We start from the raw sequence: 14,364 nt of genomic DNA on the forward strand, positions 1-14,364 counted from the left end.
TAAAGAACCGCTTTCGATACCCGCGTGGGATAGGCGTTCGGCCTGATACAAAAGTCATTAATAGAGAATTGAATCATACCAGATACAAGCCTACTAATAATGCGAACGCGAGTGAGAAAAAATGTCGAATAAACCCTTTCATTACCAAGACCCTTTTCCGCTAGGTCAAGATGACACCGAGTATCGTCTGCTGAGCAGCGACTTCGTTTCTGTAACGCAATTTGAAGGTCAGGATATTCTCAAGATTGAGCCGGAAGCCCTTACCCTCCTCGCTCAACAAGCCTTCCACGATGCCTCTTTCATGCTTCGGCCTTCCCATCAACAGCAAGTCGCCAGCATCCTTGACGATCCGGAAGCCAGCGAAAACGACAAATATGTTGCCCTGCAATTCCTGCGGAACTCTGAAATTGCCGCCAAAGGCATTCTGCCCACCTGTCAGGACACCGGCACGGCGATCGTCGTCGGCAAGAAAGGCCAGCAGGTCTGGACCGGCGGCAATGATGCCGAGGCGCTGTCCCGCGGCGTGTACAACACTTTCACCGAAGATAACCTGCGCTATTCACAAAATGCCCCGCTGGATATGTACAAAGAGGTGAATACCGGCACCAACCTGCCAGCACAGATCGACCTCTACAGCACCGATGGCGAAGATTATAAATTCCTGTTTGTCACCAAAGGCGGCGGTTCCGCCAACAAAACCTATTTGTATCAGGAAACCAAAGCGTTACTGAACCCTGGGAAACTGAAAAGCTTCCTGATTGAGAAAATGCGCTCGCTGGGTACGGCAGCCTGTCCGCCGTATCACATCGCGTTTGTCATTGGCGGCACCTCTGCCGAAACCACGCTTAAAACCGTTAAACTGGCCTCCACCAGATACTATGATGAACTGCCCACCGAGGGGAATGAACACGGTCAGGCCTTCCGCGATATCGCACTGGAACAGGAAATTCTGGAAGCCGCTCGCGATCTGGGTCTGGGCGCACAGTTTGGCGGTAAATACTTTGCTCACGACGTGCGTATTATCCGCCTGCCGCGTCACGGCGCATCCTGCCCGGTCGGCATGGGCGTATCCTGCTCGGCTGACCGCAACATCAAAGCTAAAATCAACCGTAAAGGGATCTGGCTGGAGCAACTGGAACAGAACCCGGGTAAATACATCCCTGAACATTTGCGTGAAGCGGGTGAAGGCAATGCCGTCAAAATCGACCTGAATCGTCCGATGGCGGAGATCCTGAAAACGCTGTCGCAATACCCGGTATCGACCCGCCTTTCCCTGACCGGCACGATCATCGTTGGTCGTGATATTGCGCATGCCAAACTGAAAGAACGTCTGGATAACGGCGAAGGCCTGCCGCAGTACATCAAAGATCATCCGATCTACTACGCCGGCCCGGCCAAAACTCCGGCAGGCTACGCCTCCGGTTCATTAGGCCCGACAACCGCTGGCCGTATGGACTCGTATGTTGATTTACTTCAGGCCAACGGCGGCAGCATGATCATGCTGGCAAAAGGCAACCGCAGCCAGCAGGTTACCGACGCGTGTAAGAAACACGGTGGTTTCTATCTTGGCAGCATCGGCGGCCCGGCGGCGATTCTGGCACAGAACAGCATCAAGAGCCTGACCTGCGTGGAATACCCGGAACTGGGTATGGAAGCTATCTGGAAAATCGAAGTGGAAGACTTCCCGGCCTTTATTCTGGTGGATGATAAAGGCAATGACTTCTATCAGATGATCCAGAACGCCAAATGCACCCAGTGCGCATAAGAAAATGCGCTAACACGTTCCCCGGCGTACCACGCCGGGGATGTTATATAGGATGTCCTGATTAGCCCCAGTGCCTACCGTCGTTTCCCCCTACCCATTCCTCTGCCCTCTACCTTTATTTAGGTTGAAACAAATATTGCATTTAAAATACATATTTATTGATCATCACCCATACCGATTCATAAAATAGAGCGATGAAGCGTACACACCGAGGTAAAAATGCAAGATCTCATTTGTTATAAAAAAATGCCGCAGTGGAATAGCCTGACGTTACCCACAGCCTTTCAGGAAAAACACAATACCAAAGAAGGTACCTGGGCCAGGCTCACCATTCTTCAGGGGGAAATGACTTTTGCGCTGTTGCACGAAAACGGTGACGTTCAGGAAACGTTTCATTTCTCAGAACAAAATCAGCCGCCTTTCGTTGAACCGCAGGCATGGCACCGTATCGTCTCTTTTTCTGACAATTTCGAATGTCAGCTGAGTTTTTTCTGCACGCCAGAAGATTTTTACCATAAAAAATACGGACTGACGCGCACACATTCCGAAGTCATTCATGCCATGCAATACGTCGAACCCTGCAAAACGCTGGATTTAGGCTGCGGCGGCGGGCGTAATTCACTGTATTTGAACTTGCGTGGGTTTGATGTCACCGCCTGCGACAAGAATGAGCTGAGTATTGCTTCACTCCAGGAAATCATTAACAGTGAAGCGTTGACGGCTATTCGGGCAGGGGTTTACAACATCAATCTGGCTGAAATCAAAGAACAGTACGGCTTTATTCTCTCAACCGTCGTGTTGATGTTTCTGGAGCGCGATCGCATCCAGCATATCATTCAGAATATGCAGGAAAGCACCACAAACGGCGGCTATAACCTGATTATCGCCGCCATGTCGACCGATGATTACCCGTGCCCGATACCCTTCTCTTTCACTTTCAAAGCAGGAGAATTGAAGAACTACTATTCCGGCTGGGACATTATCAAATACAACGAAGATATCGGCGAGTTGCACAAAACGGACGCAAACGGCAACCGCATTAAACTGCGTTTCGCCACGCTGCTGGCGAGAAAGAAACCGGAGTGAAAACATCATTGCCTGTTAGCAGGCCACATCATGCGGCCTGATAATCTACGCCGCAACGCTAACCATCGCGGGTAACGGCATACGGCTTCGCCATCTGCGATAACAAGCAATCTCTGAAGATCAGAAACGCAAAAACGACAAAGGGCCGGGATAACCGGCCCTTGATGTTAATCACCACCGTACTGAGAAATCAGCTCGCCTTACGCGCCACCGCCTGACGGTAAGCCACCAAATCTTCGATGGTCAATACCGGCATATTGTGTTGTCTGGCGAACGCGATCACTTCTGGCGCATGGGCCATAGAGCCGTCATCGTTGGTCAATTCACACAGCACGCCCGCTGGCTTCAGCCCCGCTAACGTCGCCAGATCGACCGATGCTTCAGTATGTCCGCCCCGAGTCAACACGCCGCCCGGCTGCGCACGCAGCGGGAAAACGTGCCCCGGATGATTCAGATCGCTCGGTTTCGCATCGTCCGCAATTGCCGCACGGATCGTAGTAATACGATCGGCAGCGGAAACGCCGGTGGTGACCCCTTTTGCGGCTTCAATCGTGATGGTAAAGGCGGTCTGATAAGGGCTGGAGTTATGCTCCACCATCATCGGCAATGCCAGCTGTTGACGGCGTTCTTCAGTCAGGCACAGGCAAACAATGCCGCTACCGTAACGAATTGTCAGCGCCATTTGTTCTACGGTCATGCTTTCAGCTGCAAAAACAAGATCACCCTCGTTTTCACGATCTTCATCATCCAGAACCAAAACGCCGCGGCCGTGACGCAATGCATCAAGTGCGCGTTCTACACGTTCGGTGGGATTGCCAAATTCAGAAAGTAATGTCTGATTCATGGTAAAAAAACCTCAATATTTATATGGATTACCAGAATCAGGGCGAGCTTTGAGGAGTAACCATTACCACTGGCTGCATAGTAATAGCTAACAAAAATAACGCGAGCGGGCACAATGCCCGACAGGTACCGTTACTCTCTCCCATCCGGACTATCACCGTCGGCCCCGGAATTACACCGGATCTGCTGACCCCACGCTGAAAAACCAGACGGTTTCGCCGGTCAATCAAACAATGAGCGCTCGCGGGCTTCCAATCCGTATACGTTGTATATGACTGGTTTACCGCCGGTGGGGAATTACACCCCGCCCTGAGAATAAGCGAGATAACTATAGCGCTAATGAAGTAGCAGGGCAATTGATTAGCCACGGGAAATGTGACATGGAAACGATGAATCTAACGGTACAAGTTCGAGATTTTAGTTTATCCAACATTCAACTAGCATTACACTGACTAATATGATCATCCGACATAACATATCAGGAAAACGCCATGATTGACCCGAAGAAGATTGAGCAGATTGCCCGTCAAGTGCATGAGTCCATGCCAAAAGGTATCCGGGAATTGGGCGATGATGTGGAGAAGAGAATCCGTCAGGTGCTACAGGCCCAGTTTACCCGGCTTGATTTGGTTAACCGCGAAGAATTCGACATTCAAACCCAGGTGCTGCTGCGTACCCGCGAAAAAATCGCGCAGTTGGAACAACGCCTGAGCGAACTGGAGGCCAAGCTGTCCGCGACGGAACCAACGACGGCCGAGCCGGATAACGAATAACCGCCTCGACGACAATGTCGCCAACTGACAAGCGGTTGGCGACATTGTCTTAATGAAAGCCCGGTTTAATGGGAGGCCAGTTCGGCTTGCCTGCGGGGCAGGAAGGCCCATAACAGTGCCAGCATGGTCAGCGCATACAGCGATTTCCAACCAATCATCACCAGCAACGCGCAACACAACACACTGCCCGCCGCCGCCATCACTTTGGCCCGCCCTTTCAGCAAACGCCATCCCGCCAGCATACACAGCAGATAAACCAAAACAAAAATGCCATTGGCATACACAATGAGCGTCTCTAACGGCAATCGCAACCAGTAGATCAGCAGACAGCAAGCCAGACAGCACGCCACCACGATAGATAACGCATTAACCGGCGCCTGTCCGGCGGATAATTTCGCCAACGCGCTGCTCTCCGGCGCCTGCGACCACACCAGCCGGGCAAACCCTTGCGTATAAATATTCACACTGGCAAAGCAGGCCAGATACCCCACCATGCAGGCGATCCACAGCGCATGCTCGCCAAACAGCTGCACCACAATACCCGGCAAGGAAGCCGTCGCCGCCATCCCTTCACCATAGGCTTTAAAGTGTAAGACAGCCACCGTACAGCCCCAGTAAACCGCGCCGGCCAGCAGCATACCAATCAGCAAGGCGCGCGGAAAATCACGCTCAGGCGTCCGAAATTCTGTCGCCATATGCGCGAACGCTTCCAGCCCGACAAAACACCAGAACATCACCGCTAATGCGCTAAACGTATTCGACCAGGAAAGTTCGCTGATGGTCGGCCAGGGAATGTGCGCCGGTGTAATATCCCCTTGCCACCAGATGGCCGCCACCAGGCCAACCACCAGCAGAGCAATAATAATTTGAATATTAGCGCTGGACCCGGCGCTGCGCAGCCCAAGAACCCAGATGCCGCCCAGCGTCAATAGCTGTACCATCAACAATCCCAGATCGCTCCAGCCTAACGCCGCCTGCCAGAAACCGGCCGCTATCTGTAACGCTGCGGGAAGCCCCAGCGGGATCACAGAAAGAAACAGCCAACTGGTCACGCGAGCCAGCCGCGGCCCAAACGCCATATTGACGAAATGGGCGGCTCCACCGGCATTAGGGAAATGTTGGCCTAATGCCGCAAACCCGATCGCAATAGGGAACACAAACAGGATTAGCAGCGGCCATGCCCACAGGCTATCCTGCTGCGCCAGTTGAGCAACCAGCGCAGGTACGGCAAATACGCCGGTACCCAATAATGAGGTGGAAAGCAGCCCCACGCCCTGAATCACCCCAAGTTCCTGTTTTAATCCTTGAGCCTTACTCACCGCCACTCACCTTATTTTTCGTTGTTCTCCGCGCCTATCGATACCACGCAACCGTAGTAACCCATTTGGCACGGCAAAATATCAACACAATAAATAATCCGATAAAAAAAGCCTCCACGGTCGGAGGCTTTCGTTTGCGATCGCATCATAAGTCATCAGGCATTGGCTTTCAGCACATCGCGAATGCGGGCTTTGTACGATTCCACTTTCTGCGGCGTCATCATCCGACGCTCATCATCCAACACCACGCCGCCGACATCATCCGCGATACGCTGTGCAGATTGCAGCATCAGTTTGAAATTCTGGCCGGCATCGCCATAGGACGGCACCATCATGAAGATGGACACACCCGGCGTTGAAAACTCCGACATTTCATCCGGGTTGAACGAACCGGGTTTTACCATATTCGCCAGGCTGAACAACACCGGCCCGGCGCCGGCAGGATTCACATGGCGGTGGAAAATATTCATCTCGCCGAACAGGAAACCCGCCTGCAATACACTTTGCAGCAGTAACTCACCACCGATGACACCACCGTGGTGCGCGGCGACATGCAGAACCAAAACCGCTTCTTTCGGCTGTACATCAACAGGTTCATTTTCAACAGCATGCTGGGAACCGGCCTGTGCCGGCTTCGTTTCTTCATGCAGACGCGGTTCGTCAGCAGGCGTTGTATCATGTGCGAAAGTGGTGTCATTTGCAAAAACAGAGGGTTCACGCAATGGCTCCGATTGCGGCGCAGCAGGACGAGACTCTGGTTCTGTCCGTACCGGAGGGCGCGACACGTCATCAGGCGTTACTTCACCCAGTAAAGGATCGTAAGCAGACGAGGGCTGAAGCGGCTGCTTCCCAAACGGAGACTGAGGTTCCGGCCGAGGGCTTTCTTTGACGTCATAAGCACCGAAGGAAGGCTCATCTTTCGGACGCGCGCTTTTGACTCGCACCTCGCCAACGCCTTCATCAAGCTCCTCAAGCGGCGTTTCGTCGCGCTCTTTTTTTAAGCGTTTAACCGGACGATCACGAAAAAGGGACGAGCGCTCTTTACGGCTAGTCCACAAGCCGTGCAGTAATAGCGCTATTATAGCGATCGCGCCAACGACGATTAATATCAGACGCAAGTCCTGCATCATTGCTATCCCAATTGTTCCAATACATTGCCAATACGGCAGACACTTATATCACTAACTCTATTTGCCTGCGTACACAAGTGCAAGTCTGTACGATACATTCTGACAATAAAGATAGATACAACGCACTTTTTTGCTGTTTTTTCATCCAAATGCAGACTGGTCAGCATAAAATCATACCGATATGATGCATCCATAAACAAACGGCTGAGAATTATCACAACATGTCCAACTCCAACCCCAAAAATACATCGCATAGCGGAATACACTATTTTGTCGAAGGATGGCGTCTGATTTCGCTGCCAGGCATCCGGCGTTTCGTCATCCTGCCGCTGCTGGTCAATATTGTGCTGATGGGAGGCGCATTCTGGTGGCTGTTCACCCGGCTCAATGACTGGATCCCACAGCTGATGTCCCATATCCCGAATTGGCTCCAGTGGCTCAGCTATCTCATCTGGCCGCTTGCCGTGTTGTCAATCCTGCTGGTTTTCAGCTATTTGTTCAGCACCCTTGCCAATTTTATTGCCGCACCGTTTAACGGCCTACTGGCGGAGCAGCTGGAAGCCCGTCTGACCGGACACACGCTGCCGGACAGCGGCATTCTCGGCATTGCCAAAGATGTACCGCGGATCATGAAACGAGAAGTCCAGAAGCTGGCCTATTATCTGCCGCGCGCCTGCGTGCTGCTCGTGCTGTATTTTATTCCCGGTATTGGACAGACCGTCGCGCCGGTGCTTTGGTTTCTGTTCAGCGCCTGGATGCTGGCGATTCAATACTGCGATTACCCTTTTGATAACCATAAGGTCGCGTTTCCGACCATGCGGCAGGCATTACGGCGGCACAAAATCGTCAATATGCAGTTTGGGGCGTTGATTAGCCTGTTTACCCTGATCCCGTTCCTCAATCTGGTGATTATGCCGGTCGCGGTTTGCGGTGCAACCGCACTGTGGGTAGAACGCTACCGGAACCTATCGGCGACGCTGCCAAGGCAAACCGTGTAAAACAATATTGAGAACTGGCGCACAGGAACTCGTCCTGCCTATTGTAATGAAAAGATATTTCTTAAGAACATAACGATATAGCAATTCTTTACTTCACTGACGGGTGTGAACGAGTATTCTCTCTATGTTCGCAAAAATTTCATACAGTTATAAGGACGGGCTATGAGCAAGATCTATGAAGACAATTCTTTTACAATCGGCCATACGCCGCTGGTTCGTTTGAACCGTATCGGCAACGGACGCATTCTGGTTAAGGTTGAGTCTCGCAATCCCAGCTTTAGCGTTAAATGCCGTATCGGCTCCAATCTGATTTGGGATGCTGAAAAACGCGGTGTGCTGAAACCAGGTGTCGAATTGGTTGAACCAACCAGCGGTAATACGGGTATCGCGCTGGCGTATGTTGCCGCCGCCCGCGGTTATAAACTGACGCTGACGATGCCAGAAACGATGAGTATCGAACGCCGTAAGCTGCTGAAGGCGCTGGGCGCGAAACTGGTCCTGACCGAAGGGGCCAAAGGCATGAAAGGGGCAATCGCCAAAGCAGAAGAAATTGTGGCCAGCGATCCCGAGCGTTTCCTGCTTCTCCAGCAGTTCAGCAACCCGGCCAACCCGGAAATCCACGAAAAAACCACCGGACCGGAAATCTGGGAAGATACCGACGGCGCGGTTGACGTGTTCATTGCTGGTGTCGGTACTGGCGGTACGCTGACCGGCGTCAGCCGTTATATCAAAAACACCAAAGGCAAGGCGATCACCAGCGTAGCGGTGGAACCGGCCGACTCTCCGGTTATCAGCCAGGCGCTGGCGGGTGAAGAACTGAAACCCGGTCCGCACAAAATTCAGGGTATCGGTGCTGGCTTCATCCCGGATAACCTGGATCTCAAGCTGATCGACCGCGTTGAAAAGATTACTAACGAAGAAGCCATCAGCACCGCTCGCCGCCTGATGGAAGAAGAAGGCATCCTGGCCGGTATCTCTTCTGGCGCCGCCGTTGCTGCCGCGCTCAATCTTCTGAAAGAAAAAGAATTTGAAGATAAAACCATCGTGGTGATTCTGCCATCGTCTGGCGAACGCTATTTGAGCACCGCGCTTTTCGCCGATCTCTTTACCGAGCAGGAATTGCAGCAGTAACAGCCTTTCCACTCCCGGAACAAAAAGTAAGCGAATTGTTAAAAAAGCACCTATTTAGGTGCTTTTTTGTGGCACAGGTCAAACTTTTCACCACATAAAGATTGCTTTTCTGTAGTAGGTTTAGTATTTAACCGAACAATTATTTTGATGCGTGAAATTAATATCCGCCAAACATCGCGGTTTCCCGTTCAGTTGAAACCGGCGCACGATTGGGTCAATCATCGTTTTTCGAACCAGATTCAAATAATGATGCGAGAACATCGTGATATTTGATGGTATTTTATTCTGGAAACACTGTTCACCGTTTCCTTGCCGCATCCCGGCCTGCCCCTGTAACATGATCAGGTGCTAACCAAACAGGCTAAAGTTCAGTGGATAAACTAAACTTTAGTTCCACAACATTAATCTAATCCATAAGTTGGGGAAAACAGAATGTTCCAGCAAGAAGTGACTATTACCGCTCCGAATGGCCTGCACACTCGTCCCGCTGCCCAGTTTGTCAAAGAAGCTAAAGGATTTACTTCAGAAATCACCGTTACGTCCAACGGCAAAAGCGCCAGCGCCAAAAGCCTGTTCAAGTTGCAAACCCTCGGATTGACGCAGGGAACGGTAGTGACCATCGCAGCAGAAGGCGAAGACGAACAAAAAGCAGTGGAACATCTGGTTAAGCTGATGGCAGAGCTTGAGTAACAGACAAGCCTTTTTAGTGAGCATCAGAATCGAGTAAGGTAGGGTTATGATTTCAGGCATATTAGTATCACCGGGTATTGCTTTTGGTAAGGCACTGTTGCTGAAAGAAGATGAATTAGTCATCAACCGGAAAAAAATCGCTGCGGATCAGGTAGAGCAGGAAGTTGAACGTTTTCTGACTGGCCGGGCCAAAGCTTCCAAACAGTTGGAAGCCATCAAAGCCAAGGCTGGCGAAACGCTGGGCGCAGAAAAAGAAGCCATCTTCGAAGGGCACATCATGCTGCTGGAAGATGAAGAGTTCGAGCAGGAAATCATAGCCCTGATTAAAGATGAACACGCTTCTGCTGACGCTGCCGCATTTTCAGTCATTGAAAATCAGGCAAAAGCACTGGAAGAACTTGATGATGAATATCTGAAAGAACGTGCAGCAGACATGCGTGATATCGGTAAGCGCCTGCTGAAAAACATTCTGAATATGACCATTGTCGACCTGGGCGATATTCAGGAAGAAGTCATTCTGGTCGCCACCGACCTGACGCCTTCTGAAACCGCACAGCTGAATCTGAACAAGGTACTGGGCTTTATCACCGATCTCGGCGGACGCACTTCCCATACCTCCATCATGGCTCGTTCGTTGGAATTACCCGCAATCGTCGGCACAACCAATGTCACCCAACAGGTTAAAAACGGCGATTACCTGATTCTGGACGCGGTCAACAACAAAATTTATCAGAACCCGACTCCTGAAATCATTGAGGAGCTCAAGGCCGTTCAGAAACAATATCATTCTGAAAAACATGAACTCGCCAAGCTGAAAGACCTGCCTGCGATTACGCTGGACGGTCATCAGGTCGAAGTCTGCGCCAACATCGGTACGGTACGTGACGTTGTCGGTGCCGAACGTAACGGCTCCGAAGGCGTGGGCCTGTACCGTACCGAGTTCCTGTTTATGGACCGGGACTCTCTACCTACCGAGGAAGAGCAGTTCCAGGCTTACAAAGCCGTTGCCGAAGCCGTTGGCGCTCAGGCCGTTATCGTCCGTACCATGGACATCGGTGGCGACAAAGATCTTCCTTACATGAACCTGCCAAAGGAAGAGAACCCGTTTCTTGGCTGGCGTGCAATCCGTATCTGTCTGGATCGCAAAGAGATCCTTCACGCCCAGTTACGTGCTATCCTGCGCGCGTCCAGCTTTGGCAAGCTGCGTATCATGTTCCCGATGATCATTTCCGTAGAAGAAGTTCGTGAGCTGAAAGCCGAACTGGACATGCTGAAAGCGCAGTTGAGAGAAGAAGGCAAAGCCTTTGATGAGTCTATCGAAGTCGGTGTCATGGTTGAAACGCCTGCGGCGGCGGCCATTGCCCATCACCTGGCGAAAGAAGTCGACTTCTTTAGTATTGGGACAAATGACTTAACTCAGTATACTCTGGCAGTTGATCGTGGTAATGAGCTGATTTCTCATCTCTATAACCCGATGTCTCCAGCAGTCCTGACCCTGATCAAACAGGTCATAGACGCATCCCATGCCGAAGGTAAATGGACAGGAATGTGTGGTGAGCTCGCTGGAGATGAACGTGCTACACTACTGTTATTGGGAATGGGTCTGGACGAGTTCAGCATGAGTGCAATCTCTATCCCGAGCATCAAAAAAATTATCCGTAATGCAAATTACGAAGATGCGAAGGCGCTGGCGGAACAGGCTCTGGCCCAACCAACAGCCCAGGAATTGAGCAACTTGGTGAGCCGATTCATTAAAGAAAAAACGCTCTGCTGATTCCGCTCTTTACCCGATAGATTTCAGGCGCGGCTAAGTAGCAGTGAACGAACCCCCGGAAGCGCAATATCCTGTTTCCGGGGAATTAAGGAAGCCAACGTCGCGGCGACTTGAAAAATGACGGGTATATGCTGGCCCAATATTAATGCTTAGGAGAAAATCATGGGTTTGTTCGATAAATTGAAATCTCTGGTTTCTGATGATAAAAAAGACACAGGCAGCATCGAAATCATTGCTCCATTGTCCGGCGAAATCGTCAATATTGAAGATGTTCCAGATGTCGTATTCGCTGAAAAAATCGTGGGTGACGGTATTGCGATTAAGCCAACCGGTAACAAGATTGTTGCACCTGTAGATGGTACCATCGGCAAGATTTTTGAAACCAACCATGCTTTTTCCATTGAATCAGACAACGGCATTGAATTGTTCGTCCATTTTGGTATTGATACCGTTGAACTGAAAGGCGAAGGTTTCAAACGCATTGCCGAGGAAGGCCAGCGGGTTAAGAAAGGCGATCTCATTATCGAGTTCGATCTGGCGCTGCTGGAAGAGAAAGCCAAGTCGACACTGACTCCGGTGGTTATCTCCAATATGGATGAAATTAAAGAGCTGGTTAAGCTGAGCGGCACTGTGGTCGTCGGCGAAACGCCGGTTATCCGTATCAAGAAATAAATCACCCTGTCGGCATCACGCACGATCGGAAAACGGCACCTGTCTCTGGTGCCGTTTTAGTTTGTGCGATTCACCACGCGCTAATAAGACAACATCATCAAAGCGACCGGAAACGCGGCACGCACAGGCGAATGGTCAACCCTCCCTGCTCCCGGTTTTCCGCTTCGATACTCCCGCCATGCGCCAGCACAACCTTACGGGCAATCGCCAATCCCAGACCATATCCTTTGCCAGAAAGCGGTGATTCGATACGAATGAAGGGATCGAAGATACTGGATAACTTACTTTTCTCGACGCCCGGCCCTTGATCGGATACCCGGATCGTCCACTCATTATCATCACCAGTCAATGCCACGCAAACCTGCTGGGCAGGCTCAGAAAAGCGCAGCGCATTACGCACAATATTGTCGATGGCCCGCCGCATCAGTTCCGAGTTGCCCTTGACCGTATAATCGTCGTTCTCATCAGCCTGTAACAGAATCTCTACGCCGGGTATCTGCGCCTCATAACGCGCATCGTTCACCACCGCGTTAACCAGTCCCAACAGGTCGAAATACTCCTCTTCGACGCCGCTGTTTTGCGTACGCGACAACGTCAGTAATTCACCGATCATTTTATCCATACGTTCCGCTTCCCGCTCTATGCGCAGCAGCGAGTTTTCCGTGTTATCCGTATGTTGACGGGCTAACCCAATCGCTAATTGCAGACGGGCTAACGGCGAACGCAGCTCATGCGATACATCATGCAATAGCTGTTCGCGGGCGCTGACCAGAACGTCCAGCCGCTCTACCATCGCGTCAAAATCCCGTGCTACCGCACTGATCTCATCATGCCGTCTTCGCATCAGCGGGAATAACCGTACCGTGAGATCGCCCTGCGCCACCCGTCCGAAACCGGCGCGCAGTTGACTCAATGGCCGGGCCAGGTTCCAGGCCAGCAACCAACTGAAAAGCAGCCCGCCGACGCCCGCAATCCAGACAAAAGGCGTCGGGATATTCAGAAACTCCATCGGACGCGGTGGGCGGAATTCACCGCGTAATCGCTCCACATCGTATCGAACCTGATACCACTCGCCATCTGCTCCACGCAGCCTCTCAACAATATCCTCGGCGCGCCGGCTATTCGCGCCCAAAAAACCGGGGGGCGTCATGCGAGGTTTGGGCGCCGTCTCCGGGAATGGCGACATCGTGACCGAAATATATTGCCGCTCACGTTCAGACAGAAACAGCATCACTTTGCTGACCTCGGGCAAACCGCCATGGCGTAATGCCGTCGTTACCATCTCGGTCTGCATGCCGGCAATACGCATCACCGCCATATCCTCCAGCGTTTTATGCCGATCGCCATAGAGAGAAAACGCCAGCCACAGCAATTGTGAAATGACAATAAACGTCAGCCAGAATCCCAATAAAATTTTCCAGAAAAGCCACCCGCGTATCATCATCAGCGAATCCGGTATCCCACGCTGCGCACGGTTTCAATCGTCATGTGATTACCGTCCAACGCACTGAGTTTCTGACGTATATTGCTGATATGGACATCCACACTGCGATCGTAAGCTTCACGTCTGCGGCCCAGACATTTCTCAGACAGTTCGTCTTTTGACACCACGCGCTCAGGCGAACGCAGCAGCAGCTCCAGTAAATTAAATTCGGAGGCAGTCAGGTCAAAAGCTTTTCCACGCCATTCGCTGGTTCGGGTTGCCGGATTGAGCACCAGATCGCCCGATACCGCCAGACTTTCATCCACCTTTTGACTCGACTGTTCGGCATAACGGCGCAGCACCGCCCTCAGTCGGGCCACCAGTTCCCGCGGATAACAGGGTTTTGGCATGTAGTCATCCGCCCCCATTTCCAATCCGATCACGCGGTCGATATTGTCGCCTTTTGCCGTCAGCATAATGACCGGCAACTGCTGATTTTTTCTTATCTGCCGCAGCACATCAATGCCGCTCATGTCCGGTAGCATGACATCGAGAATAATCGCGGTGTATTCTCCCGACATCGCGCCATCAATCCCTTCTTTGCCAGTCAATACCCTTGATGTCGCAAACCCTTCGGCGTTCAGGTATTCGCCCAGCATATTTCCCAGTTCTACGTCATCATCGACCAGTAAGATTTTCATATCCTGTCCCCATTCTCGGATGTATCGTGTATTCTCAAGCCTGGATTAAATCTTCGCAG

Annotated in this window: 13 protein-coding genes and 1 riboswitch; of the genes, 8 read left to right on the forward strand and 5 right to left on the reverse strand. The window is 51.5% G+C overall.

The window, feature by feature from the left end:
• Positions 1-121: 121 nt before the first annotated feature.
• Together fumA and tehB are read left to right on the forward strand one after the other, a co-directional pair.
• Positions 122-1,765, forward strand: a complete 1,644-nt coding sequence (gene fumA, locus B4923_RS11435; RefSeq protein ID WP_109054500.1) for a class I fumarate hydratase FumA — start codon at positions 122-124, stop codon at positions 1,763-1,765.
• A 219-nt stretch (positions 1,766-1,984) separates the two neighbouring features.
• Positions 1,985-2,851, forward strand: coding sequence for an SAM-dependent methyltransferase TehB (gene tehB, locus B4923_RS11440; protein ID WP_109054501.1), 867 nt, complete (start codon positions 1,985-1,987; stop codon positions 2,849-2,851).
• Between the two features lie 190 nt (positions 2,852-3,041).
• Here the strand turns inward: tehB and ribB are convergent, their stop codons facing one another.
• Positions 3,042-3,695, reverse strand: coding sequence for a 3,4-dihydroxy-2-butanone-4-phosphate synthase (ribB, locus tag B4923_RS11445; protein WP_109054502.1), 654 nt, complete (start codon positions 3,693-3,695; stop codon positions 3,042-3,044).
• Between the two features lie 129 nt (positions 3,696-3,824).
• A riboswitch (FMN riboswitch) is annotated at positions 3,825-4,015 on the reverse strand.
• 170 nt (positions 4,016-4,185) lie between these two features.
• Here ribB and ubiK point away from each other — a divergent pair.
• Entirely contained in the window at positions 4,186-4,467 is a 282-nt protein-coding gene (gene ubiK, locus B4923_RS11450; RefSeq protein ID WP_109054503.1) for a ubiquinone biosynthesis accessory factor UbiK, read from the forward strand.
• Positions 4,468-4,532: 65 nt separating this feature from the next.
• On the opposite strand, the gene yjeH is transcribed toward ubiK, so the two are convergent.
• Both yjeH and zipA read right to left on the reverse strand, forming a co-directional pair.
• Positions 4,533-5,786 (reverse strand): L-methionine/branched-chain amino acid transporter, encoded by a 1,254-nt coding sequence (yjeH, locus tag B4923_RS11455; RefSeq protein WP_109054504.1) that lies wholly within the window; start codon positions 5,784-5,786, stop codon positions 4,533-4,535.
• Between the two features lie 155 nt (positions 5,787-5,941).
• Entirely contained in the window at positions 5,942-6,916 is a 975-nt protein-coding gene (zipA, locus tag B4923_RS11460) for a cell division protein ZipA (protein WP_170116048.1), read from the reverse strand.
• Between the two features lie 221 nt (positions 6,917-7,137).
• Between zipA and cysZ the strand changes: the two genes are divergently transcribed.
• The 5 genes from cysZ (at position 7,138) to crr (ending at position 12,181) form a co-directional block, all read left to right on the forward strand.
• On the forward strand, positions 7,138-7,914 hold the full coding sequence (gene cysZ / locus B4923_RS11465) for a sulfate transporter CysZ (protein ID WP_109054505.1): 777 nt from the start codon (positions 7,138-7,140) through the stop codon (positions 7,912-7,914).
• Between the two features lie 162 nt (positions 7,915-8,076).
• On the forward strand, positions 8,077-9,045 hold the full coding sequence (cysK, locus tag B4923_RS11470) for a cysteine synthase A (RefSeq protein ID WP_109054506.1): 969 nt from the start codon (positions 8,077-8,079) through the stop codon (positions 9,043-9,045).
• A 432-nt stretch (positions 9,046-9,477) separates the two neighbouring features.
• Positions 9,478-9,735 (forward strand): phosphocarrier protein Hpr, encoded by a 258-nt coding sequence (gene ptsH / locus B4923_RS11480; RefSeq protein WP_005971891.1) that lies wholly within the window; start codon positions 9,478-9,480, stop codon positions 9,733-9,735.
• A 46-nt stretch (positions 9,736-9,781) separates the two neighbouring features.
• Positions 9,782-11,509, forward strand: a complete 1,728-nt coding sequence (gene ptsI, locus B4923_RS11485) for a phosphoenolpyruvate-protein phosphotransferase PtsI (RefSeq protein ID WP_109054508.1) — start codon at positions 9,782-9,784, stop codon at positions 11,507-11,509.
• A 162-nt stretch (positions 11,510-11,671) separates the two neighbouring features.
• Positions 11,672-12,181, forward strand: coding sequence for a PTS glucose transporter subunit IIA (gene crr / locus B4923_RS11490; protein ID WP_109054509.1), 510 nt, complete (start codon positions 11,672-11,674; stop codon positions 12,179-12,181).
• A gap of 97 nt (positions 12,182-12,278) precedes the next feature.
• On the opposite strand, the gene B4923_RS11495 is transcribed toward crr, so the two are convergent.
• Together B4923_RS11495 and B4923_RS11500 are read right to left on the reverse strand one after the other, a co-directional pair.
• On the reverse strand, positions 12,279-13,625 hold the full coding sequence (locus B4923_RS11495; RefSeq protein ID WP_109054510.1) for an ATP-binding protein: 1,347 nt from the start codon (positions 13,623-13,625) through the stop codon (positions 12,279-12,281).
• Positions 13,625-14,305, reverse strand: coding sequence for a response regulator transcription factor (locus B4923_RS11500; RefSeq protein WP_109054511.1), 681 nt, complete (start codon positions 14,303-14,305; stop codon positions 13,625-13,627). The genes B4923_RS11495 and B4923_RS11500 overlap by 1 nt, the downstream gene beginning before the upstream one ends.
• Positions 14,306-14,364 lie beyond the last annotated feature (59 nt).

Origin of the sequence: Brenneria roseae subsp. americana (assembly GCF_003115815.1) — a bacterium.
Lineage (GTDB): Bacteria > Pseudomonadota > Gammaproteobacteria > Enterobacterales > Enterobacteriaceae > Brenneria > Brenneria roseae.

Coding starts and splice junctions, on each gene's coding strand:
- fumA (WP_109054500.1), top strand. CDS start 122: ATGTCGAATAAACCCTTTCATTACCAAGACCCTTTTCCGCTAGGTCAA.
- cysK (WP_109054506.1), top strand. CDS start 8,077: ATGAGCAAGATCTATGAAGACAATTCTTTTACAATCGGCCATACGCCG.
- zipA (WP_170116048.1), bottom strand. CDS start 6,916: ATGATGCAGGACTTGCGTCTGATATTAATCGTCGTTGGCGCGATCGCT.
- ptsH (WP_005971891.1), top strand. CDS start 9,478: ATGTTCCAGCAAGAAGTGACTATTACCGCTCCGAATGGCCTGCACACT.
- ribB (WP_109054502.1), bottom strand. CDS start 3,695: ATGAATCAGACATTACTTTCTGAATTTGGCAATCCCACCGAACGTGTA.
- cysZ (WP_109054505.1), top strand. CDS start 7,138: ATGTCCAACTCCAACCCCAAAAATACATCGCATAGCGGAATACACTAT.
- tehB (WP_109054501.1), top strand. CDS start 1,985: ATGCAAGATCTCATTTGTTATAAAAAAATGCCGCAGTGGAATAGCCTG.
- ubiK (WP_109054503.1), top strand. CDS start 4,186: ATGATTGACCCGAAGAAGATTGAGCAGATTGCCCGTCAAGTGCATGAG.
- crr (WP_109054509.1), top strand. CDS start 11,672: ATGGGTTTGTTCGATAAATTGAAATCTCTGGTTTCTGATGATAAAAAA.
- B4923_RS11500 (WP_109054511.1), bottom strand. CDS start 14,305: ATGAAAATCTTACTGGTCGATGATGACGTAGAACTGGGAAATATGCTG.
- B4923_RS11495 (WP_109054510.1), bottom strand. CDS start 13,625: ATGATGATACGCGGGTGGCTTTTCTGGAAAATTTTATTGGGATTCTGG.
- ptsI (WP_109054508.1), top strand. CDS start 9,782: ATGATTTCAGGCATATTAGTATCACCGGGTATTGCTTTTGGTAAGGCA.